The organism is Dellaglioa sp. CoH-57-MRSF-18 (genome assembly GCF_056781995.1).
The window spans coordinates 340485-363267 of record NZ_JBXAXX010000001.1; the positions used below are offsets into that span (position 1 = coordinate 340485).

At 33.6% G+C, this 22783-nt stretch carries 21 protein-coding genes; 19 read left to right on the forward strand and 2 right to left on the reverse strand.

Annotated features, from left to right (window positions below):
• Positions 1-11 precede the first annotated feature (11 nt).
• From AC1RPG_RS01575 to AC1RPG_RS01595, 5 genes are all read left to right on the forward strand, one after another.
• The gene (locus AC1RPG_RS01575; protein ID WP_481761094.1) at positions 12-833 is read left to right on the forward strand and encodes a two-component system regulatory protein YycI; all 822 of its coding nucleotides are present in this window, start codon (positions 12-14) and stop codon (positions 831-833) included.
• A 34-nt stretch (positions 834-867) separates the two neighbouring features.
• Positions 868-1677: an MBL fold metallo-hydrolase gene (locus AC1RPG_RS01580; RefSeq protein ID WP_481761095.1), complete on the forward strand. Its 810-nt coding sequence runs from the start codon at positions 868-870 to the stop codon at positions 1675-1677.
• Positions 1678-1788: 111 nt separating this feature from the next.
• Complete coding sequence (locus tag AC1RPG_RS01585; RefSeq protein ID WP_481761096.1) at positions 1789-3081, forward strand: S1C family serine protease; 1293 nt, start codon at positions 1789-1791, stop codon at positions 3079-3081.
• A gap of 409 nt (positions 3082-3490) precedes the next feature.
• Positions 3491-3970: a 23S rRNA (pseudouridine(1915)-N(3))-methyltransferase RlmH gene (gene rlmH, locus AC1RPG_RS01590; protein WP_481761097.1), complete on the forward strand. Its 480-nt coding sequence runs from the start codon at positions 3491-3493 to the stop codon at positions 3968-3970.
• Between the two features lie 136 nt (positions 3971-4106).
• Positions 4107-5576: an MFS transporter gene (locus tag AC1RPG_RS01595; protein WP_409021866.1), complete on the forward strand. Its 1470-nt coding sequence runs from the start codon at positions 4107-4109 to the stop codon at positions 5574-5576.
• A 278-nt stretch (positions 5577-5854) separates the two neighbouring features.
• Here the strand turns inward: AC1RPG_RS01595 and AC1RPG_RS01600 are convergent, their stop codons facing one another.
• On the reverse strand, positions 5855-7192 hold the full coding sequence (locus AC1RPG_RS01600; RefSeq protein WP_481761098.1) for a dihydrolipoyl dehydrogenase family protein: 1338 nt from the start codon (positions 7190-7192) through the stop codon (positions 5855-5857).
• A gap of 283 nt (positions 7193-7475) precedes the next feature.
• Here AC1RPG_RS01600 and AC1RPG_RS01605 point away from each other — a divergent pair, with 283 nt between their 5' ends.
• The 7 genes from AC1RPG_RS01605 (at position 7476) to AC1RPG_RS01635 (ending at position 13419) form a co-directional block, all read left to right on the forward strand.
• Complete coding sequence (locus AC1RPG_RS01605; RefSeq protein ID WP_409021868.1) at positions 7476-8804, forward strand: glycosyltransferase family 2 protein; 1329 nt, start codon at positions 7476-7478, stop codon at positions 8802-8804.
• A complete protein-coding gene (locus AC1RPG_RS01610) occupies positions 8791-9318 on the forward strand; it encodes a hypothetical protein (protein ID WP_481761099.1) in 528 nt (175 codons plus the stop codon). Before AC1RPG_RS01605 ends, AC1RPG_RS01610 begins: the two co-directional genes overlap by 14 nt.
• The gene (locus AC1RPG_RS01615) at positions 9308-10243 is read left to right on the forward strand and encodes a pyridoxamine 5'-phosphate oxidase family protein (RefSeq protein ID WP_481761100.1); all 936 of its coding nucleotides are present in this window, start codon (positions 9308-9310) and stop codon (positions 10241-10243) included. Before AC1RPG_RS01610 ends, AC1RPG_RS01615 begins: the two co-directional genes overlap by 11 nt.
• Before the next feature lie 342 nt (positions 10244-10585).
• Positions 10586-11203, forward strand: a complete 618-nt coding sequence (gene apf / locus AC1RPG_RS01620) for an aggregation-promoting factor (RefSeq protein ID WP_481761101.1) — start codon at positions 10586-10588, stop codon at positions 11201-11203.
• Between the two features lie 135 nt (positions 11204-11338).
• Positions 11339-12028: a YjjG family noncanonical pyrimidine nucleotidase gene (locus tag AC1RPG_RS01625; RefSeq protein WP_481762165.1), complete on the forward strand. Its 690-nt coding sequence runs from the start codon at positions 11339-11341 to the stop codon at positions 12026-12028.
• Between the two features lie 38 nt (positions 12029-12066).
• Complete coding sequence (locus tag AC1RPG_RS01630) at positions 12067-12519, forward strand: hypothetical protein (RefSeq protein WP_481761103.1); 453 nt, start codon at positions 12067-12069, stop codon at positions 12517-12519.
• 33 nt (positions 12520-12552) lie between these two features.
• Positions 12553-13419, forward strand: a complete 867-nt coding sequence (locus AC1RPG_RS01635; protein ID WP_481761104.1) for a TMEM175 family protein — start codon at positions 12553-12555, stop codon at positions 13417-13419.
• Positions 13420-13521: 102 nt separating this feature from the next.
• Here AC1RPG_RS01635 and AC1RPG_RS01640 read toward each other — a convergent pair whose 3' ends face one another.
• Complete coding sequence (locus AC1RPG_RS01640; RefSeq protein ID WP_481761105.1) at positions 13522-14769, reverse strand: dicarboxylate/amino acid:cation symporter; 1248 nt, start codon at positions 14767-14769, stop codon at positions 13522-13524.
• A gap of 256 nt (positions 14770-15025) precedes the next feature.
• On the opposite strand from AC1RPG_RS01640, the gene AC1RPG_RS01645 reads away from it, so the two are divergent.
• From AC1RPG_RS01645 to argF, 7 genes are all read left to right on the forward strand, one after another.
• Positions 15026-15454 (forward strand): CopY/TcrY family copper transport repressor, encoded by a 429-nt coding sequence (locus tag AC1RPG_RS01645; protein ID WP_481761106.1) that lies wholly within the window; start codon positions 15026-15028, stop codon positions 15452-15454.
• A gap of 92 nt (positions 15455-15546) precedes the next feature.
• Positions 15547-15924, forward strand: coding sequence for a MerR family transcriptional regulator (locus tag AC1RPG_RS01650; RefSeq protein WP_481761107.1), 378 nt, complete (start codon positions 15547-15549; stop codon positions 15922-15924).
• A gap of 70 nt (positions 15925-15994) precedes the next feature.
• Positions 15995-17095: an NADH-dependent flavin oxidoreductase gene (locus AC1RPG_RS01655; RefSeq protein WP_481761108.1), complete on the forward strand. Its 1101-nt coding sequence runs from the start codon at positions 15995-15997 to the stop codon at positions 17093-17095.
• A gap of 195 nt (positions 17096-17290) precedes the next feature.
• Positions 17291-18403: an aminotransferase gene (locus AC1RPG_RS01660; RefSeq protein ID WP_481761109.1), complete on the forward strand. Its 1113-nt coding sequence runs from the start codon at positions 17291-17293 to the stop codon at positions 18401-18403.
• Between the two features lie 262 nt (positions 18404-18665).
• Complete coding sequence (locus AC1RPG_RS01665; protein WP_481761110.1) at positions 18666-20228, forward strand: YfcC family protein; 1563 nt, start codon at positions 18666-18668, stop codon at positions 20226-20228.
• 220 nt (positions 20229-20448) lie between these two features.
• On the forward strand, positions 20449-21684 hold the full coding sequence (gene arcA, locus AC1RPG_RS01670) for an arginine deiminase (RefSeq protein ID WP_409021880.1): 1236 nt from the start codon (positions 20449-20451) through the stop codon (positions 21682-21684).
• Positions 21685-21708: 24 nt separating this feature from the next.
• The gene (gene argF, locus AC1RPG_RS01675; protein ID WP_481761111.1) at positions 21709-22725 is read left to right on the forward strand and encodes an ornithine carbamoyltransferase; all 1017 of its coding nucleotides are present in this window, start codon (positions 21709-21711) and stop codon (positions 22723-22725) included.
• Positions 22726-22783: the final 58 nt, after the last annotated feature.

Consider the following 22783-nt stretch of genomic DNA (forward strand, 5'->3'; position numbering starts at 1 on the left):
AGGTGAATTAATTGGATTTTAGACGAATTCAAATTATTTTTATTATTGTTTTTCTTGGTTTAAATATCTTTTTATTCACCTCATTACGACAAAATCAACAAATTGAAATTTCGAGTCGATCATCACCTGGGACAACAAAAACCGGTACAACGCTTAAAGAGATGCGAGAAGATGACATTAAATACGGCAGTATCTCAAATAAAAAAGAGACTGGTGTATATATGTCTAATAAAGCATCTGATGTATTAAAGAATGATGCTAAACAGCTGCAATCCCAAGTTACAACATATAAAGACAATAAATTATCTAGTATTTTTGGGACACCAATTAATATCACAGATAGTGAAAGTCCAAATAAAACAATTGATAAGACAATTATGAGTGATAATACTTTAATTCTACATGGAGATAATTATCGCTATAACAGTAGTCTTTCAACAGAGACAAGTGTCGTGTATTCGCAGGTTGTTTACGATAAAATGGTTTACTCAAATGTTGGACTAATTAAATTTACAATTCAAAATAATAAAATTAGTGGCTATTCACAAACGTATATGGCAAATACAGAAAAATTACGTGAAAATGAGTCAATTATTAGTCAACAACAAGCAATACTGATATTGTATCAATATAATCAATTTGCAAGTAAAAGTAAGGTTAAATGGTCTAAGTTAGGATATGCTGAGTTGCTCAGTTTGGATAAAAAATATAGCGTCTATATTCCAGTTTGGATAGTAGCTGTTAAGAATCCAAGTAATGGTGTGACACAATACAAGCAAGTTAATTCATTTTCAGGAGCGATTATGAAGGATAGCACTGATATTTTAAATTAAATGAAGATTAAAAGGATAGAGGCGCAGGCAAGTAATGGATGAAGGAACAGACGATATGAAGATTAGTGTTCTTGCAAGCGGTAGTGCGGGAAATGTCACGTATATTGAAACGCCTAAGCACAAGGTCCTTGTAGATGCTGGTTTAAGTGGTAAAAAAATTGCGAGCCTAATGACAGATATTGGTCGAGATATTAACGATGTCGACACGTTATTTGTAACACATGAACATACGGATCATGCAAAGGCTGCTGGTATTTTAGCCCGTAAGTATGACATGAACGTTTATGCAAATGAATTAACATGGGAAGCCATGGCTCATACGATTGGTAAAATTCCCGTTGAGAAGAAGCAAATTTTTGAGATGGGGAAAGTAATTACATTCGACGACTTAGATGTTGAGAGTTTTGGTGTCTCTCATGATGCAGCGGCACCGCAATTCTACCAATTTCATCATAACAATAAGTCATTTGTTATTTTAACGGATACAGGTTATGTCTCAGAGAACGTTCAAGGGACAATTTCCGATGCAGATGCTTACTTGTTTGAGTGTAACCATGATATTGAAATGTTACGGATGGGCGGCTATCCATGGTCATTAAAACAGCGCATTTTAGGTGATAAAGGTCATTTATCAAATGAGGATGGTGCTGATGCACTTATGAATGTTATGGGTAATCGGACAAAACGAATTTTTTTAGGCCATCTTAGTAAGGATAATAATATGAAAGAATTAGCCCATCTAACGGTTGAATCAACGATGAAAGAACATGATTTAGCAGTTGGTGGTGATTTTAACATTTTCGATACAGATCCGGAAAATGCTACAAAGCTGGTTGTTTTATAAGAACAATTTTTTCAAAATTTATTCATAAATAGTTCACAATTAACCGTTATTCTTAAAAGAGTAAAAGATTACGTTTAAGGGGGCAGCGACAAATGTGTCGCGTATATAAAAATGTCAAATGAAAATAGAACAGGCTTAGGTAAAACAGTTGTTACAGCGCTTATTGCAGGATTAGTTGGTGGCGGAATTGCATTTGGTGGATATACATTTTACCAAAATAATGATAGTGATAATGGCGCAGTTACAACATCCTCAAATAAATCAGGTACAACTAAAGTAACAAATGTAAGTGTTAAATCAAGTAATGAATCATCAAAAGCATTTGCTAAAGTTAAAAATGCGGTTGTTTCAGTTATTTCATATACAAAGTCAAGTGGTTCAAGTAACAGCTTAACGGATATGTTTGGTGCAGCAGGCGATTCCTCTGCGACAACAGAAACAGCATCAAGTGAAGGTTCTGGTGTCATTTATAAAAAATCAGATGGTAGTGCTTATGTCGTAACTAATAATCATGTTATCTCTGGTGCAAGTAAAGTTGAAGTTTTATTGAGTAATGGTAAAAAATTAAGTGCCAAAATTGTTGGTAAAGATTCAATTACTGATTTAGCTGTTTTAAAAATATCAGCTAAAGATGTGACTCAAATCGCCACATTTGGTGATTCTGATAGTATCACTGTTGGTGAAACAGCATTGGCTATCGGTTCTCCACTTGGATCTGATTATGCGACATCATTAACGCAAGGAATCATATCAGCTAAGAAACGTACGATTGATGTTACCAATGATTCGGGTGTTAAAACGGGCCAAGCAACAGTTATTCAAACTGACGCTGCCATTAATCCTGGAAACTCAGGTGGGGCTTTAATTAATACTTCTGGCCAAGTTATCGGTATTAATTCGATGAAACTAGCAAGTACAGCAACAGGCTCTACTAGTTCTAGTTCATCATCAACTTCTGTCGAAGGAATGGGATTTGCTATTCCAAGTAATGAGGTTGTATCAATCATTAATCAATTAGTTGATAATGGAAAAGTTAAACGTCCTGCAATTGGTATTTCATTAATCGATTTAGATTACGTCTCAGCAAGTGATCAAAAGAGTGTCTTAAAATTACCAAAAAGTGTTTCTTCAGGGATTGTTGCTGTTAAAATAAATAGTGATTCACCTGCTAAAAATGCTGGTATAGGTAAATATGATGTTATCGTTAAGCTAGGTGATAAGAAAGTTACTGATATCTCAAGCTTACGAGAAGTTTTATATGAACATAAAATTGGTGATACAGTGGCTGTTGAATTCTATCATGATGGTAAGTTGAAACAGGCTAATATCAAATTAACCTTAGAAGCAACAGATGCAAATACAGGAACAAGCTCAACAAGTAAATCAGCATCATCAGCTCAATAAACAAATATGAAATAATCGTAAATAACTTAATTTACGATTATTTTTTTATTTTAAATAGATATTGTGTATAACTAAGTGGATAGATATTAAGGTGGGTGTGAGTAACAGAGGGAAAGGGCAGTATGAAGGGACTTTCTAAACAAAATAGTTATGCACAATTAATTGAATGGCCTGTGACTAACTTTTATTTATTTGATATTTTAAAATAAAAAAAGACTGTTATACCAATGTGTAAAGCGTATAATTAAGGAATGATAAATAACGCAAAATCTGTGCATAACTAATATGGTGTTGACAAATGGGCAACAAATAAATGTAGTGACGAACACATATTCCCCGCAATATGTTGTGGTCCAAATTGTGGATATGTGCGTAACTTTGTGTATAACTTGTGAAAAAGGTGGAAATTATGAACATTAAGATTATTGGTGTAGGTAAATTAAAAGAAAAATATCTCAAACAAGGAATTGAAGAGTATGCAAAACGGTTAAGTAAGTTTTGTAAATTTGAAATTATTGAAGTAAATGATGAAAAGGCACCGGAAAAATTAAGTTCAGCAGAAATGATTGATGTTAAAGGTAAAGAGGGCGAACGTATCCTTAGTAAGATTAAAGAAAAAGAGTATGTTTATGCTTTAGCCATTTTAGGTAAGGAACGTACGTCGGAAGATTTTGCTAAAGAGATTGCTGATCTTGGAACTTATGGGCATTCAGACATAACCTTCGTTATTGGGGGGTCATTAGGACTAAGCGAGGACGTTTTAAGACGCGCCGACACACAAATCTCGTTTGGTAAATTTACCTTACCGCATCAATTAATGCGGATGATTTTGACTGAACAAGTTTACCGTGGATTTATGATTAATGCAGGGAGCCCCTATCATAAATAAGGACCTTTCAATACTTTAAGTAACGTAATTTTAGGATATCAGTAGATTTTCATATTTTCCCTTGACCTAGAGCTTGCTTAAAGGTGGATGATAAAAATAAGTAATTTTAAATTTAGTCGTATAAGAGGGAGAATTTATGAATAAAAAGAATTTAATCATCGTGACTATTGCATTGCTGTTATCTAACGCAATGGCAGGTCTTGATGGAACGATTATTAATACTGCATTACCATCAATCGTCAGTGATTTGCATGGTATCCAATATATGGGATGGATTGTTGCAGTTTTCTTGTTGGGGATGGCAGTTGCCACACCTCTTTGGAGTAAATTAGGCGAACGAATTGGTAACCGTGGTGCATATCAGTTAGCAACTTTTTTATTTGCAATCGGTGCGGTTTTTCAAGCAACATCAAGTAATATTGTCTTTTTCTTAGTTGCTAGAGTAGTTATGGGTATTGGTGCAGGTGGGATGAATACAATTCCGTTTATTATTTATGCTGATATTTATAAAAATATTAAGAAACGCTCACAAGTTATTGGTTATGCAACAGCTAGTTACAGTATTGCATCAATTATTGGACCTTTAGTTGGTGGCTGGATCGTTGATACGTTTAGTTGGCATTGGGTCTTCTATATCAATGTACCAATAGCATTAATATCAATTATTTCAATCCAATTTTTCTTCAAAGAAGAAGTTAAAAAACGTCAAAAGGGGAATATCGATTACTTGGGTGCTGGAATGATGATTGTCAGCTTAGTGACCTTATTAACAGGTATTCAAATGATTGGTGTTGGGTCAATTAATTTAGTCGTTGGGTTAATTATTGCTGGAATTATCTTACTCGGTATTTTGTATAGAGTTGAGGATAGGGCCGTTGATCCGATTATTCCCAATCGATTATTTAAAAATAAGAAACTGATTGTTGATTTTATCATATTTGCCTTTTTATGGGGAGCATTTATCTCATTTAACATCTATATTCCAATGTGGGCACAAGGAATACTTGGAATGAGTGCATTGATTGGTGGGGCAACACAAATTCCTGGTGCAATGACTAATTTATTTGGTTCGTTGTCCGGTCCATCAATGATTCCTCGATTGGGGAAATACCGGATTATTACAATCGGAACCATTAGCTTTATTATTTCGTTTGCTGGGATGTTAGTTGTAGGTGTGACAGTCCCATTCTGGTATTTATTACTAATGGGTGCTTTTGAAGGGTTCGGTTTAGGAATGTGTTTTAATGTCCTACAACTGAGTGTTCAAGAGGATGCGGAGGGTCGAGATGTCCCAATCGCAACTTCATTTGCCTACTTATTACGTATTTTAAGCCAAACATTTATGTCATCAATTTATGGGGTTATCCTTAACAGTGCGTTGTTAAAAGGAGTTAATCAGTCTCATGGTAAAATTACGATGGAGATGTTAAACAAGCTAAGTGATTCGAAGCGTGTTTCAAGTCTTCCTGAAAAATTATTACCAGCAATGCGACAGATTATGTATGAAGGGTTGCATAATATTATGGTAATCGCGACAATATTATTGATTATCGTTTTACTATTTAATTTATGGATTCAGGCTCAATCTAGAAAACAACTAAGTTAAAAAATAGAATCTCTGAGAGAATGTACTATGTACTAAGTCGTATCGAGTTGACTGATGAAATTATATAAAATTTAATGGGGTATATTGATTTATCTGCTTGTAAAGTTATTAATAGATTCCCAGTGTAAATTCCTTGATTAATGTCAATTTATCAAATGCACTGTACTTAACTCTAGGCAAAAAAATCCCGCCATGATTGTCGAATGAAATTATATATTTCATCTGATAATCATGGCGGGATTTTTACAAAAAGGCAGATACCTTTTTAATCGTATTTTTTATAGATAATAGGTTAGGTCACTTGCTGGAGTCGGATAAGCTAAGATAAGTTTAGTAACATCTGTTTTTGATGTTTTGTTAGCAATTAATGGTGTTAGATAATTGATAAGTTCTTCCGCAATTGTGGTGTATGCGACAGCACCAACAAGTAAGTTGGATGATTTATCAAAGATAGTTGTCACAGATGCTTCAGATTCTTTAATTCGATTAAAGGAATACCAGTTAGTTGTCTCTTGTACTCTAATGTCATAATGTTCAGGTTCATTTTTAGCTTGTTCAATCGTAATGCCAACTTGAGATAGTTGTGGGCTGGCATAGACAGTCATTGGAATTGGTGGGTAAGCAATTGGACTATTCGATTTTTTAAGTAGTTGGTCTGCAACGTAATGACCTTCAAATGTTGAAACAGGTGTTAACTTAGGTTGTTTGCGTGAAACAATATCTCCAATGGCATAAATTCGATCATTTTTCGTTTTTAAGTGAGAATCCACAATAATACCATGTGAATCTGATTCAGCACCTGTAGCAGGTAGGTTTAATGTATTAACGTTAGGTTGACGGCCCATAGCTGAAATTGCCAAATCAACAGTTAAAGATAATCCCTTATCGTCTAACATCTGGAAGCCTAAAGGACCTTCTGTTATTTCTGTAATATTAGTGTCAAAGTGAAAATGGACACCATTAGTTTTCAAATTCTCAATGAGACGGGTTGTATATTCAATTGGAAATCCACGTAATATTTGACTATTATGTTGAATAATATGAACTTCTGAGCCAGCAATAGCAGCTATATTAGCAAGCTCAATTGAAACATAGCCAGCGCCAATAAAAGCTATTTTATCTGGTAATTCTTCAAGTGATAAAAAATCGGTACTTGTTTTTAGTAAATGACTGCCTGGAATATCAGGGACTACAGGTGACTGACCGGTCGCAATTACAAAATTATCGGCAGTGTAAGTTTCAGTATTAACGTTAATTTCTGACTTTGAAATAAACTTAGCAGATCCGTGAACAGTTTTAATATTTGCTGCAGATAAACCTGCTAGGGTATTGGCTGGAACTTTATCCGTATAAGCTGATTTAAAAGCCATTAATTTAGGCCAATCAATGATAGAACTGCCAGTTAGTCCGAAGCCTTGCATTGCTTCTTGGCGTTGTTTAGTTTCAACAGCAGAATAAAGCATTTTTTTTGGGTCACAACCTCGATTAGGACAAGTACCACCCCAAAGATCATTTTCAATAATGAGAACAGATTGCTTTTTACTTAAATCAAAAGCAGTAGAAAGACCACCAGGTCCAGCACCAATAATAATTGTATCGTAGTGTGATTGTTTCATAATTAATATCCCCCATAATAAATATTTAATAATTATACTGATACTAGCATAAAATTGAAAATTAATTAAAAATAATCGCTTAAAAATGTTTCATGTGAAACATTTTTAAAAAGAAAGCATAGCTTTTAAATTTTTAAAATAGTGACAGACAAAGTAATCCAGTATTAGAATATTTTATTTGATTATTAAAATCACAGAGGTTATAGTTTAAAAAGGGCGTTAAGTCAATGTATGTAAAGGATTTTAGCTATTTATTTAACTACAATTATTTGGGGGTCATTATATGACAGCAACAGTACTAAACGATATTACGAAGGTACTCATTTACACGATTGTATCGTATCCAATCGTTGGAGGCCTAGCCTTTATTGTATCGAGCCTTTATTATAGAATATTTATGGAGAAGAAGGAGCTCCCTAAATATTTAGAGAAGGGAGAACCATTCATTTCTATTTTTGTACCTGCTCATAATGAGGAACAATCAATAGAAGCAACAATTCGACATCTAGAGACTAAGTTAAATTATCCTCTAGATAAATATGAAGTTATTGTAATTAATGATGGTTCCACAGATAAAACCGGTGAGATTTTGGAGACGCTACAAGAGGAGTTCAAATCACGTTTAAGAACGATCACAATTATTAATAATCGTGGAAAAGCAGCTGGATTCAATATTGCATTGGCATTTGCTAAAGGCGAATTTATTTTATCCAATGATGCGGATTCAAAACCAGAAGTTGATGCCTTATGGAAATATATGTCATATTTTGAAAGAAAAGGTGGCAAGAATTTAGGCGCTGTCACTGGGAATATGTTACCAATTAATAAAACAACAATTGTAGCAGAAGCACAACAGAATGAATTAAATTCAATCATTGGCTTAATTAAGAGATCGCAATTATCTTATGGCGGTTTATTTGCTTTCTCAGGTGCAAATACAATGTATCGAAAAGCAGCCGTTTTAGATGTTGGTGGTTGGGAAGCTGAACAGCCAACAGAAGATATCGCAATTGCCTGGGACATGCAGGCATTAGGTTGGGTGGCTTATTTTGCGCCGCATATTCGCTTCTTTATGGATGTACCTGAAAAGCTAGGTGAACTAATTAAACAAAGACATAGATGGTCATCTGGTGGCGTTTATGTACTTCTAACGAAGACGTTACGCGTTCTACGTCATCCGATTAAACAATTTTCAAGTGTACCTATTATTATTGATTATGGATTAAGTGTTATTTGGTCAGTCTTTTATTGGTTAAGTATGATTGCATTTTTAGCAATTCAAATTATCTGTATTGTAAATGGTGATTGGTTACAGTTGAGCAATAACTTAGCGCTCGCCTGCATATTTATTTCAATAGAGGTCATTATTGGTTTGATTCAGTTAATCATGGCGTCATTTTTCAATGATAGTGGTAAATCTTTAAAATACGTTATTTTTGCGCCGTGGTATATCCTCATTTACTGGATGGTAAATACGTATACAATGGTAGCTGAGTTAATTCCGACAGTGCGTAAAATTATTACGGGTGAAGATGGTGGCGTATGGCATTCACCTGAACGTTCGGATAGTATTACAACAGATTTAGGAGGCGACGATGATGACAAAAAATAAGCCTGACTATATTGTGAACGAAGTAGATGAAGACGCATTGACGATTGATTGGTTTTTTGGTCAAAAAAATGTAAGTCTCAAACTAAGACAATTAGTATTAATAACAATTGGCTGGATTGCGTGCTTAGTACCAATCAGTATCACGGTTATCTTGATTTTATTTAAAGATAAGGCAATCCCAATTGATCAAACACTATTTACTGAGCTTTTTGATACGATTATAAATACATTCCTACAATACTATTTGTTTTTTATTGCGTTCTTTTTAATTTTGCATATTTATAATTTAATTCTTTCGAATAATCGTCTAAAAAATGATATAGAAAGTTATGATTCAAAATTATTAAAGAAACACACTGACTTAGCTGAAGAAATGTACTATTTAAAATATGGGCCACGAGATCATAGAGAGGGTCAAAATAAAATTATCATACAAGATTATGCCGATATTGGGACATTTGAATTAAGGCAACAATTTGATTACTTTGGAGATGAGGATGAAGATGATTTCTAAAGAGGATAAAAGATTATTAGATGAGATGGTTGTACGAGAAAGAAATATGAAGAAAAGACGTGACATTTCGGGCTTGATGTTACATAAATTAAGATTATTTAAGCGAAGATTAGTTACGTTTTTAACGGTTTTATCAACCGGAATCCTATTAGGACTTTATATGACATTTGAGCCATTCAAAATGTTGTCAGTTGTCAGTATTATAGAAGTTAATGTACTGGTAGCGGCAATTCTATTTCTATTTACGTCATACTTTTGGCAAATAATGCTCAAACACTGGCCATTAAAACATTTAATTAGTTGGTATAAAACTAAACTAAGAGTAACGTACGCGGGCCCACTGCTTGCTTCAAAAAGATGGTTACAGTTTTATTATAAAGATCGGGATATTTCACCGTATATCCCACAAATATTGTATTACCTACAAAATGAGTCTAAGTTAAAAACAGTTGATGAGGTATTAGCATTTATTGATGAAGGGGCACCTTCAGAAGTGGAAGAACATAATGTGTTAGATAAATTTAGACGATTTATTGGTGAAACAAATCAAATGGTCCTGAGTACTGCTACTGCAGATGGGATGCCATCGAGTCGTCAGATGCGATTTATTGTTTCACCTGATAAATCAAATGTTTGGTATTTTGGTTCAGCTCCGGAAACGCCTAAAATTGCTGAATTGGATTTAGGTAAAGCAGCTATTAATACAATTCCAACGAGTACAGGGATGACTATTGCTAGTAATAGGTTAAGTGTTAAGAGGTCAAAATATAAATTAGAAGATCTAGCAGAGTTGTATCGGGCACAGGTGCCAGGATTTATGGATGGATTACTGGAAGAAGATATAGAAAATGAGATTATTTATGAAATAGTGATCAAAAGTGCTCGATTAGATACTTGGACACAGCACGATCAAGTGAAATTTTAAAGGTATTATTAGCAATATTCATTGCTGATAATACCTTTTTTTAATAAATCAATTAAAAAAATAAACTTTTTACTTGATTTTCAACGTATTTATCTCTATATTTTGACACATAAATTACAGACGAATTATTAATAGATTAACTGTCACTAAGGGAATAAGAAGGTAATGGTGTATTTGATTTATTTTACATTTATTACGGAATATGATATTTATTACATTATTTCAAGATAATGATATTTGACTGAAATGCTTATGTAAAAACTAACTGATAGTATGAACCTCGTAAGATAAATAAGAAAAAAATAAATAAAAACGTTTAACTTAAAAGGAGAACTAAATATAATGAAATTAAATAAAAAGATGACAAAATTTTCAGTAGCAATGGTAGCAACAGTAGCAGCAGGTCTTGGACTTGCAGTTAAAGCAGCAGATGCTGATGTATATACTGTAAAATCAGGTGATACACTAAATAACATCTCAGCAACTTACGCTAACAAAACATCTAATGATGTCAGTGTTAACGCAATTGTTAAAGAAAATAAAATTAGTAACGCTAATTTAATTTATGTTGGTGAACAATTAACAATCAATACTGATACAGCTGCTAAAACAGCAAATACAGCATCAACAACAAATACAACAACTACTAAGGCAGCAACACCAGCTGCAACTCCTGCTAAAGCAGCAACAACAGTTGCACCAAAGAGTACAGTGTCAACAGCAACTGCAAGCACTACTGATTCATCAAGTGCTAAAGCATGGATTGCTAACAAAGAATCTGGTGGTTCATACTCAGCAAGAAATGGCCAATATATTGGTAAATACCAATTAAGTTCATCATATTTAAATGGTGATTACTCAGCTGCAAACCAAGAAAAAGTAGCTAACAATTACGTAACAAGTCGTTATGGTTCATGGAGTGCTGCAAAATCATTCTGGTTATCAAACGGTTGGTACTAAAATTTAAATTATAAAAATAAGAAGCTTTGGATAGGGATATAATTCCTTATTCAAAGCTTTTTTGTTACTTTAAATCTTATGTTAAAATGATAATGTCCAGTAACTAAATTACATGAATGAAAGTTGAGAATTGAATTGAAAAATTACGAATTTTTACTATTTGATATTGATGATACGTTACTTGATTTTGGGTTAACTGAAAAAGCTGCACTAGAAAAGCTTTTTTTAACGCAAAAAATAACATTAGATGATAAAATAAAACAAAATTATTTGAAATTTAATCAGCAGTTATGGCGCCAATATGAGCGTGGTAATTTAAAGCGGGATCAATTATTAGAAAATCGGTTTGCGATATTTTTCAAAAAACAGTTTAATAGAGTAGTTGATGGTAAAGAGTTGGCTAAACAGTATCAAGATAATCTGTCTGCCGGACATGAAAAAATGATGGGCGCAGATGAATTATTGGCATCAATAGATACAGCTAACTATCAATTGTCGATTATTACCAATGGCGTTGCAAACATGCAGTATAAACGATTAGCAGAATCAAAGTTAGATAAGTACTTTCCGCAAATATTTGTTTCGGAAATGACGGGTTATCAAAAACCAACGGTTGGCTTTTTTAACTATGCTTTTGACCATATTGCTGGATTTAATCCCGATAAGGCACTTATTATTGGTGATTCTTTAACATCAGATATTCAAGGTGGGAACAATGTTCACGTTGATACTGTCTGGTACAATCCGAAAAACATTAAAAATAAGACATCAATAAAAGCGACCTACGAAATTGATGATCTGTTAGCCATAAATAATATAATATAAGAATAATTATAAATCTTGGATTAGAGGAATGGTGAATAATGAAAGATGCTAAAATGATGAAAAATGTTAAAAAGATTATTACGTATGCTATTTTTGTGATTGCTACCTATTTTTTATTTTCACAAGTTTTATCAGTGTCAGAAATAGCAACGGATCGTTCCTTTATGGAGATTGCAAAAGCAGAACCAGTCGTATTTATTATTATCTTTTTTATAATTTATAGTTTATTTATGATAATTAGTATTGCTTTTTTCTATTTTTCTCATATTTTATTAAAAATTAAGGGAAAATATGATATTAGTTTACTTATTTTAAATTTTTTCACAGTTTTTTTAACAATATCAACGCTTGTTATTAAATCAGTTGGAGGGGCATTACCAACAGTAGTTATCAAAACTAGTTTATTTTTTATTTTAATATCGATGTCCTTATCAACGACTGCAAAATTATTAGCCTTACGAGAAGAACGACTAAAAAAAAGAAAAAAATAGGTTAAATATAGCAGTATTTTAAAGGAGGTACATATGAAAATTAAAGAGCGGTTGGATACGTTAAGTGATGCGATTATAGCCATTATTATAACCATTATGGTATTAGAGATGCCAATTGAGATAAAAAATGGGGAGATTAACTTTGTTGGTTTGTTTCAAGCCATTGGAATCTTTATTGTTAGTTTCTGTTTTGTTGCTAATATCTGGTATCAACATGCGGTCGCATTTTCGGAAGTAAATGAAGTACCAAATAAAATAATTGTGATGGATTTAATCTTAATGATGCTTTTATCGTTAATGCCAACCTTCACACGACTAATGACAAGTGATACTGTCAGAGAAACGGTTACAATGTATGGTGTTTTATATTTGTTAATTATTTATCTATTCAGGGAAATTGTAAAAGAAATTATTCATCAAAAATATACAGAAAAATCTGATATGAAAAAAGTATATGTAACCATTTATGGCAGACATAACACAGAAACCGGATTATTAATATTAGCTTTAATTCTTATAGGCTGGTTTTTCCCTAAAATAACGTTAGTCTTTTTTATTATCATACCAATTCGTTCATTTATTACTAATAGTGCAGATAACAGTGAATTTACTAATATTAGTCAAATGGAACCTAAAGGTACTGAGGCATTCTTAGAGATGACACCTGAAGATAGAGAAAAATTAAAACCAATTATTACGACACTTAGAAAAGAAATAAAACAACAAGATCCTGATGCGTGGGAGAATTTTACAGAGGATGCTGAAGAGGCACTCGACGTTAGTGAAGGAACGATACTTAGATGGTTTCGTCAATATCGTCAAGCATTTGAGGATTCACAAAATACGCGAAGAAAAAATATAAAGTATGGTAGAGACCAATTAAGTAGAGAAGATGATTAATAGTAAACTGTCCGTCCAATTTTGGAAAGGGCAGTTTTTAATTACAAAAAACCCCTATACTAGACTGATATTTCAGTATCTAATATAGGGGGATTGTTATTATTATTGTGCCATAAAATCTTTTAACCAATTTTTACCTTCAACGAAACGCGTAACAAGCATTGCAGTAGCAGTATTTCCTGTTGAATTTAATAAAGTTGCGGGAATATCAATGATGGTTGTAATAATTAGAATTAATGGAAGAGCAGCCATTGGGAAACCGAAGATTGAACAAATTAAGGTTTCGGCAACCATACCACCACCTGGAATAGCGCCCATCACGACACCAACCAAGAATGAAACACAGATAATCATAATCATATTATTTAAACTCGTGATATCTTTACCAAAAACGGCAAATAAAAATGTTGTTTTTAAGATGCCACCAATAACAGAGCCATCCTTGTGCGTATTTGCACCTAATGGGATGATCGTATTTGCGATATCTTCGCTCACGCCCATTTTTTTAGAATACTCTAGGTTAACAGGGATACATGCAGCTGAAGAACTTGTTGCAATTGCTGTAACAGCAGGAGCTGAGACATTTTTCCAAAAAATCATAAAACCGGCTTTGCCACCTGCGATAAATGCATAGAAACTCATCATCACAAAGAAGTAGAAAGCTGTAATACCTAAGTAAAGAATGAAACTGCGCAAATATCCGGCAGCAATCTGAGGTCCTAAATTACCGATAATATTGGCAAAGAAACAACCTAAACCAATTGGCGCGTAGATCATCACATATTTAACCATCCGCATAACTACTACGTTTCCAGCTGATAAAAATTTTGTAAATACACTAGATTCTTTACCGGTTGCTGAAGCAGCTGTACCCATTAAAATCGAAAAGATAATTAGTTGTAACATATTATCTTTTGATAATAAATGATAAAAGTCATTAACGGTGAATGTATTAACTAATGTTTCTAAACCAGATGATTTTGTTGATGTATCTTTAACAGTACCCATCAAACCTTTAATCGTATCAACGTTGACGCCGTGAATAGGGTTAAAGAGACGAACACCGATATACCCAATAACACCAGCAATGAAAGCCGTTGTTAGGAAGACAATTAATGTTGTAATCATGATTTTACCAAGTCGTTTCATTTCAGACATTTCTGCGATGGCAGATGAAATACTGAAAAAAACAAGTGGAACTAAAATCATGTACATTAGATTTAGAAAAAGATCTCCTAAAGGTTTAAGGACAGCAGCTTGTTCTTTAAAGATTAAGCCGACAATCCCACCTATGATTAGACCCGAGAGTAATAATAAAGATGTTTTGTAGCGATTAAAAAAAGTAGTCATAAAAAATCCCCTTAAATAATTAGTCTAAAGTCATAAACACTAGTATATCAATTGTTTTGTTTAAAAGCTAAGTTAAAAAAAGGAAACGAATAATATGCAAAAACAAATGAGTTTAATCAATATTAAAAAATGAGATAGTATTAGTTAATAATGAGTATTTAACCGATTATACTAATTTGAAAGATAGCTTATTGACGGGTTAAATACATTAGTTTACAATTGTAATCATAAGACCAATGAAAGAAGGGCAATACTAATGAATAATAAAAAAATAATTGAAATTAGCGACGCTGAGTGGGAAGTTATGCGTGTTATCTGGACATTAGGTCAGAGTACTAGTAATGAAATATTTAAGAATTTAAAAGAAAAAAAGAATTGGCAAATGCCAACAATAAAAACATTATTGGGTCGATTAGTAAAAAAGGGTGCATTATCTGCTGATAAAGAGGGCCGAGCATTCATATACAAACCCCTAATAGAAGAACAAACGACGATGGATCATGTTAGTCAGTTATTATTTGAACATATGTGCCAAATGAAAATTGGCTCAACAATTGCCGATTTATTAAGTGAAGTTGAGTTAAGCCAATCAGATATTGTGAAACTACAAAGTGTGATTGATGAAAAAAGTAAAAATGCACCAGAAATGGTTGAATGTAACTGCTTAGCTGAAAAAATGATGTAAATGTTTCATGTGAAACATTATAAAATTTAATCTGATCCTTTATCTTAATTGTCTAATGAGATTAAAAAAGATGAGAATAGGAGTGTTTGATTTTGAATATTAAAAAAGTAAGTGAGAAGTTTGATTTACCGACTGCGACGTTACGATATTATGAGGAAGTAGGACTTATTCCCACTGTATCACGGAATACAAGCGGGTATCGGGACTATGATGAAATCGATTTAGAATGGGTTAATTTTGCAAAACATATGCGTCAAACGGGGATTTCAATCAACATTTTAAAAGAATATGCTGACCTAACGCAACAAGGTGAGGCCACTGAAGAGCAACGTAAACAGATTTTGATTAAACAGCAACGATTATTAGGTGAACAAATCGCGGCGATGCAAGATACTTATAATTTTTTAGATAATAAAATTGAAACGTACGAAAATCATGTAAAACAGATGTTAAAAATGACCGATAAATAAAAAGCTTGCCTTCAAGTCGACTTGAAGGTTTATTATAAACCTATATTAGATATAGGAGGAACATTTTATAATGATTAAGCAAATTAACTTACGAAAAAAATTCAATTTAAATGAACAAATAACCCTACAAAATAAACTTGTGATGGCACCTATGACAACATGGGCAAGTAACGATGATCAAACAGTTTCTGAAGCAGAAATTAGTTATTACGAACAACGTGCAAAACAGGTCGGAATGGTTATCACAGGTTCGAGCCATGTACAAGAAAATGGTGTTGGATTTGATCATGAAATTGGTGTTTATGAAGATCGATTTATACCAGGTTTGACGAAGTTAGCCACAGCTATTAAGGCCGGTGGGGCAAAGGCCATCTTACAATTAAATCATGCTGGAAATAAGGCATTACCAGAATTAATTACAAATCATGACGTTGTTAGTGCGAGTCCAGTACCAGCACCAAAAACACCATTTGCTCCAGCACAGACACCTCGAGAATTGGCAGAAGAAGAGCTAATACAAGTTATAAAGGCTTTCGGAACAGCAACTAAACGTGCAATTCAAGCAGGTTTTGATGGTATTGAAATTCACGGTGCCCATGGATTTCTAATTCAAAATTTTCTTTCACCACACTATAATCATCGGACTGATCAGTGGGGCGGATCATTAGAAAATAGATTACGATTTGCTATGGCAGTAGTTGATGAAGTTCAACGAGTGGCTGATGAAAATACGACTAAAGAATTTATTATCGGTTACCGAATTACACTTGAAGAACGTGAAACAGATGGTCTTAAATTAGAAGATACAGAAGCTTTGATAACGAATTTAGTTGCTAAACAGGTGAGTTATTTGCACCTTTCGTTGGGTGATGCGTTAACTGATGGTCCAAAGGGTGGTGAACCCTATATTCAAAGAGTTTCTCAACTAGTTAATCAACGGGTACCAATCGTGGCAGCCGGCTCATTAAATACTTTTGATAGAGCAACGACAGCATTAAAATCGGGATTAGATTTAGTTGCTGTTGGGTCAGCATTAGTTGCAAATCCTAATTTGCTAAATCAAGAAAAATGGCAATTAACGTTATCGATGAGTGATCCTAGTATCCCTAAGTTAATGTTAAAAAAAATCCAAGCGCTGGGTAGCACATTTGGATTTACCTTAGTAGATTAGATAATTTATTAAAAACTGTAATATCTGTTGTTGATGATAGGAAAACCTATTACTGGCAACAGATTTTTTATGTTATAAAATTAAAAGTTCAGATTTGTCATTTTAATATATTTAAACAGACACTGGCTTAATTTTTAATTTCTGTTATTATTTAGGACGTTAAGACAAATAATATAGATTGGAGAATGATAACTTATGGAAATTGCAGGATTTGGCGTTGAAGAGTGGTTAAATGTCTATGAATCTAAAGCTACGTATGATATTGCACAAAGAACGGTTTCATCGATGACAATGAACGAATTATTAAATATTGGTCAAGAAAATGGTCAGGATTTTTATCGTGATTTAGATGCACAAAAGATGAATTATGGTTGGATTGAGGGGTCCCCAGCTTTTAAAGCAGAGGTTAGCAAACTTTATAAAGCGGTTTCGCCGGAACAAGTTTTACAAACTAATGGTGCAACAGGAGCAAATCAACTGGCACTATACGCGTTGATTGAACCTGGTGATCATGTGATTTCTATGTATCCTAGTTATCAGCAACTCTATGATATTCCTAAATCATTAGGAGCTGAAGTCGATTTTTGGAATATTTCTGAAAAAAATCAATGGATGCCTGATTTGGATGAATTACGAGCAATTATTCGACCAGATACTAAAATGATTTGTTTAAATAATGCGAATAACCCAACGGGAACAGTAATTGAAACTAAACTAATGACTGAAATCGTTAAAATTGCAAAAGAAGTCGGCGCATATGTATTAGTTGATGAGGTCTATTTACCTTTAGATGATACAACGGACGTAAGTTCAATTGTTGATTTATATGACAAAGGTATTGCGACGAATAGTTTATCAAAAACCTATTCAACTCCCGGTATTAGAATCGGTTGGACGGTTGCTAGTCCAGCTGTTACAGATATTTTTAGAAAATACCGTGATTATACGATGATTTGTGCAGGTGTATTTAATGACCAAATGGCTGTTCATATTTTAAAAAATAAAGAATTAGTATTGGATAGAAATCGACAAATTGTGAAACGAAATTTAAAAATTTTAAGTGATTGGGTGGAAAATGAGCCAGCAGTTAGCTTAGTAGTGCCAAAATCTGTCTCGACTTCATTTATAAAATTTGAAACAATTGAAGATGATGAACAATTTTGTCAAAAATTATTAAAAGATTATGGGGTTTTATTAGTACCTGGAAGCCGATTTGGTGTGCCAGGACATGCAAGATTAGGTTACTGTGCTAAAGAATCCGTTTTAGTAGAAGGATTAAAACGCTTGTCACAAGCATTACATGAATAAGTTTAGTGCATCAAAGAGAGATAAAAAGTAGATTTACAAGTTACTTTTTATCTCTCTTTTTGTGGAAAGTAAAATTAGATGATAAATCAAAAAGTGTGAGCTGGTTCACACTTTTAATGTAACCGATTTCACACCAGAAACTGTAGACTGTTGATATACTCCAAGCGAAACGACCGGCAGAGGAGGGTGTCATGATAAAAATACAGTAAAAGGATAACGCCGCTATCTATTTGGTATAAAACAATTAAAGGAGGAAATTATAATGGATTCAACGACAACAATGGAAAAGGTACCTAAAAAGAAATTTAAGTTAAAAATGCCCGGCGCTTTTGTTATTTTATTTATATTAACGATTGTTGCAGTTATGGCAACATGGATTATTCCAGCGGGCTCTTACTCTAAATTATCTTATGATCAGGCAAGTACGGAATTAAAAATTACCGATGCGCATGGGAATGTAAAAAAAGTTCCTGCGACACAAAATCAATTGGATAAACTTCATGTCAAAATTGATATTAAACAATTTACATCAGGTGGTATTACGGCAGCAGTATCAATACCTAATACATATCAGCGATTGAAGCAAAATCCGGCAGGACCAGCTGATATCACAAATAGTATGGTTAACGGGACAATTGAAGCCGTAGATATTATGGTCTTTATTTTAGTCCTGGGTGGTTTAATTGGTGTTGTTAAAGTCAGCGGCGCGTTTGAATCAGGTTTAATTGCGCTAACTAAGAAAACCAAAGGTCATGAATTTTTATCAATTTTCTTTGTTTCAATTTTAATGGTTTTAGGCGGAACTCTTTGCGGGATTGAAGAAGAGGCAGTGGCCTTCTATCCAATATTGGTACCAGTATTTATCGCGATGGGCTATGATTCGATAGTCTGCGTGGGGGCAATTTTCTTATCCAGTTCTATTGGGACCACATTCTCTACGATTAATCCGTTCTCAGTTGTTATTGCGTCAAATGCAGCCGGAATTGATTTTACGCAAGGTATGATTTGGCGGATTGTTGGTTTGATTGTCGGGTCTATTTTCTTAATTATTTATTTAGGACGTTATAGTAAAAAGGTTAAGGATGATCCAACAGCTTCAATTACTTATGAAGATAGTAAAGACTTTAATCGATTATGGTCAGTATCTTCAGGTGAAGGTGGTAATAAATCAGTTTTCACTATTCGTAAGAAAATTATTCTATTATTATTTGTTGTGACATTCCCAATCATGGTTTGGGGCGTTATGGCAAAAGGTTGGTGGTTCCCAACGATGGCATCTTCATTCTTGGTATTTGCTATCGCCATTATGTTCTTAACAGGTACAGGTCGAGATGGTCTAGGTGAAAAGGGTGTCATTGATGCTTTTGTCAGTGGTGCATCTAGTTTAGTTGGGGTGTCATTTATTATTGGACTTGCCAGAGGGATAAATATCGTGTTAAATCAAGGATTGATTTCAGATACCATTCTTCAATATGCGTCATCTTTAGTTGTTGGCGTAAGTGGACCAATTTTCATAATTATCATGATGGTTATTTTCTTCTTCCTTGGATTTATCGTACCTTCTTCATCCGGATTAGCCGTTTTAGCAATGCCAATATTTGCGCCATTAGCTGATTCTGCAGATATTCCAAGATTTATTGTCGTTTCTGCTTATCAATTTGGACAGTATGCAATGCTTTTCTTAGCACCAACAGGGTTAGTTATGGCAACACTTCAAATGTTAAATATCAGATATTCGCACTGGGTAAAATTCGTTTGGCCCGTCGTTGTCTTTGTTCTATTATTTGGTGGTGCACTCTTAGTATTACAAGTCTTAATTTATTAAAGTAAGAATTATCATAAAAATAATGTACTTTTAATGTTTCTCATTTAATAATTTTAAAAACACGGTAGTGGAAGCGTTTTATAAATGTAATATACGATATTGAACCGTAAGAATCCTCATAATGAGAAATAGTTCACATTATAGGTGTAAGCGTTTACTAATATAGGCTAATTATTCCTGTTATGCTATGCATGTAATAAATATATGGGAGGTAATCATTATGACAAGTCCAGTACACGTAACATCAGAAATCGGAACTCTTAAAACAGTTTTGTTAAAGAGACCCGGTAAAGAAGTTGAAAACTTAACACCAGATATCATGGGTCGTCTTTTATTTGACGATATTCCATACTTACCTGAAATTCAAAGAGAACATGATTTTTTCGCAAAAACATTGCAAGACAATGGCGTTGAAACAATTTATCTTGAAACATTGGCTGCAGAAGCTTTAGATGCAGGAAATGTAAAAGAAGAATTCTTGGAAAAAATGTTAGATGAATCAGGTTTAGTTTCTAGCACACTCCATGCTGCATTGAAAGAATATTTACTTTCAATGGAAACACAAGATATGGTTGATAAAATTATGGCTGGCGTTAGAACAAATGAAATCGATTACAAGTCAAATGCTTTAGTTGATTTAAGTTCTTCTGAAGACTATCCATTCTTTATGGATCCAATGCCTAACCTTTACTTTACACGTGACCCAGCAGCATCAATGGGTGATGGTTTAACAATTAACCGTATGACATTCGCTGCACGTCGTCGCGAATCATTATTTATGGAATACATTATGGAATACCATCCACGTTTTGCTAATAAAGGCGTAAACGTATGGCGTAGTCGTAACCATCTCGACCGTATGGAAGGTGGAGACGAATTAATTTTAAACGACCACGTTCTTGCAATTGGTATTTCGCAACGTACTTCAGCTCGTTCAATCGAAGAATTAGCACAAGTATTATTTGCAAAACACAGTGGCTTTGATAAGATTCTAGCAATTAAAATCCCTAATAACCGTGCAATGATGCATTTGGATACAGTGTTCACAATGATTGATTACGATAAATTTACAATTCATCCAGGAATCCAAGATAATGGCGGAAACGTTGATACATTTATCTTAGAACCAGGTAAAGATAACCACATTAACATTTCACATCGTACAGACTTACAAAATGTCTTACGTGAAGTCTTAAAAGTACCAGAACTTATCTTAATTCCAGTTGGTAACGGCGATGCAGTAGTTGCACCTCGTGAACAATGGAATGATGGTTCAAATACATTGGCAATCGCTCCTAATACAGTTGTAACTTATAATCGTAACTACGTTTCAAATGAAGTCCTAAGAAGTTATGGAATTAAAGTTATTGAAGTTATTTCAGCCGAATTATCACGAGGTCGTGGTGGTCCACGTTGTATGAGTATGCCTATCGTTCGTGAAGACTTAAAAAAATAAAATTTAAAAAAGGTGGAAATTAATATGTCAAACACAGTCTTTCAAGGTCGCAGTCTTTTAGCAGAAAAAGATTTTACTCCAGAAGAATTAGAATATTTAATCGATTTCTCAATTCATTTAAAAGATTTGAAAAAACGTGGAATCCCTCATAAATATCTTCAAGGTAAGAATATTGCCTTACTTTTTGAAAAAAATTCAACAAGAACACGTGCTGCTTTCACAACAGCATCAGTTGATTTAGGTGCTCATCCTGAATTTCTTGGAAAAAATGATATTCAATTAGGTAAAAAAGAATCAGTTGAAGATACAGCTAAAGTATTAGGTAGTATGTTCGACGGTATTGAATTCCGTGGATTCAGCCAAGATGTTGTTGAAGGATTAGCTAAATTCTCAGGCGTTCCTGTATGGAATGGTTTAACTGATGAATGGCATCCAACACAAATGATTGCTGATTTTATGACTGTTAAAGAAAACTTTGGCAAATTAAAAGGCATCACATTAACATACGTTGGGGATGGCCGTAACAATATGGCTAACAGCCTTTTGGTAACTGGATCAATGTTAGGTGTAAATATTCATATCGTTGCACCTGACTCATTACAACCAACTGAAGAAGTTCAAAAATTTGCTGCTGAATTTGCTAAAAAATCAGGAAGCAAGAACATGATTACTTCAGACGTTGATAAAGGGGTTAAAGGTTCAGATATTCTTTACACAGATGTTTGGGTATCAATGGGTGAAGAAGATAAATTCGAAGAACGTATTAACACATTGAAACCATACCAATTAAACATGGACATGGTTAAAAAGACTGGTAATGAAAATATGATCATCATGCATTGTTTACCAGCATTCCATGGCATTGAAACTGAATATGGTAAAGAAATGTTCGAAAAATATGGTGTTAAAGAAATGGAAATTACTGACGAAGCATTCCGTAGTAAATATGCGCGTCAATTTGAAGAAGCAGAAAACAGAATGCATTCAATCAAAGCAATTATGGCTGCAACTGCAGGAAACTTATTCATTCCACGCGTTTAATAACATTATGATAGTTTGTTTTTAACGGTGAAAGTAACTTAACAGGGAAGTGTCTCTG

Bases quoted from the DNA above. Each gene is read 5' to 3' on its own strand.
- AC1RPG_RS01655 (WP_481761108.1), top strand. From the start codon at position 15,995: ATGATTAAGCAAATTAACTTACGAAAAAAATTCAATTTAAATGAACAA.
- AC1RPG_RS01665 (WP_481761110.1), top strand. From the start codon at position 18,666: ATGGATTCAACGACAACAATGGAAAAGGTACCTAAAAAGAAATTTAAG.
- AC1RPG_RS01600 (WP_481761098.1), bottom strand. From the start codon at position 7,192: ATGAAACAATCACACTACGATACAATTATTATTGGTGCTGGACCTGGT.
- AC1RPG_RS01630 (WP_481761103.1), top strand. From the start codon at position 12,067: ATGAAAGATGCTAAAATGATGAAAAATGTTAAAAAGATTATTACGTAT.
- AC1RPG_RS01605 (WP_409021868.1), top strand. From the start codon at position 7,476: ATGACAGCAACAGTACTAAACGATATTACGAAGGTACTCATTTACACG.
- AC1RPG_RS01645 (WP_481761106.1), top strand. From the start codon at position 15,026: ATGAATAATAAAAAAATAATTGAAATTAGCGACGCTGAGTGGGAAGTT.
- AC1RPG_RS01585 (WP_481761096.1), top strand. From the start codon at position 1,789: ATGTCAAATGAAAATAGAACAGGCTTAGGTAAAACAGTTGTTACAGCG.
- AC1RPG_RS01580 (WP_481761095.1), top strand. From the start codon at position 868: ATGGATGAAGGAACAGACGATATGAAGATTAGTGTTCTTGCAAGCGGT.
- argF (WP_481761111.1), top strand. From the start codon at position 21,709: ATGTCAAACACAGTCTTTCAAGGTCGCAGTCTTTTAGCAGAAAAAGAT.
- AC1RPG_RS01615 (WP_481761100.1), top strand. From the start codon at position 9,308: ATGATTTCTAAAGAGGATAAAAGATTATTAGATGAGATGGTTGTACGA.
- AC1RPG_RS01595 (WP_409021866.1), top strand. From the start codon at position 4,107: ATGAATAAAAAGAATTTAATCATCGTGACTATTGCATTGCTGTTATCT.
- AC1RPG_RS01635 (WP_481761104.1), top strand. From the start codon at position 12,553: ATGAAAATTAAAGAGCGGTTGGATACGTTAAGTGATGCGATTATAGCC.
- AC1RPG_RS01660 (WP_481761109.1), top strand. From the start codon at position 17,291: ATGGAAATTGCAGGATTTGGCGTTGAAGAGTGGTTAAATGTCTATGAA.
- rlmH (WP_481761097.1), top strand. From the start codon at position 3,491: ATGAACATTAAGATTATTGGTGTAGGTAAATTAAAAGAAAAATATCTC.
- arcA (WP_409021880.1), top strand. From the start codon at position 20,449: ATGACAAGTCCAGTACACGTAACATCAGAAATCGGAACTCTTAAAACA.
- AC1RPG_RS01640 (WP_481761105.1), bottom strand. From the start codon at position 14,769: ATGACTACTTTTTTTAATCGCTACAAAACATCTTTATTATTACTCTCG.
- AC1RPG_RS01610 (WP_481761099.1), top strand. From the start codon at position 8,791: ATGACAAAAAATAAGCCTGACTATATTGTGAACGAAGTAGATGAAGAC.
- apf (WP_481761101.1), top strand. From the start codon at position 10,586: ATGAAATTAAATAAAAAGATGACAAAATTTTCAGTAGCAATGGTAGCA.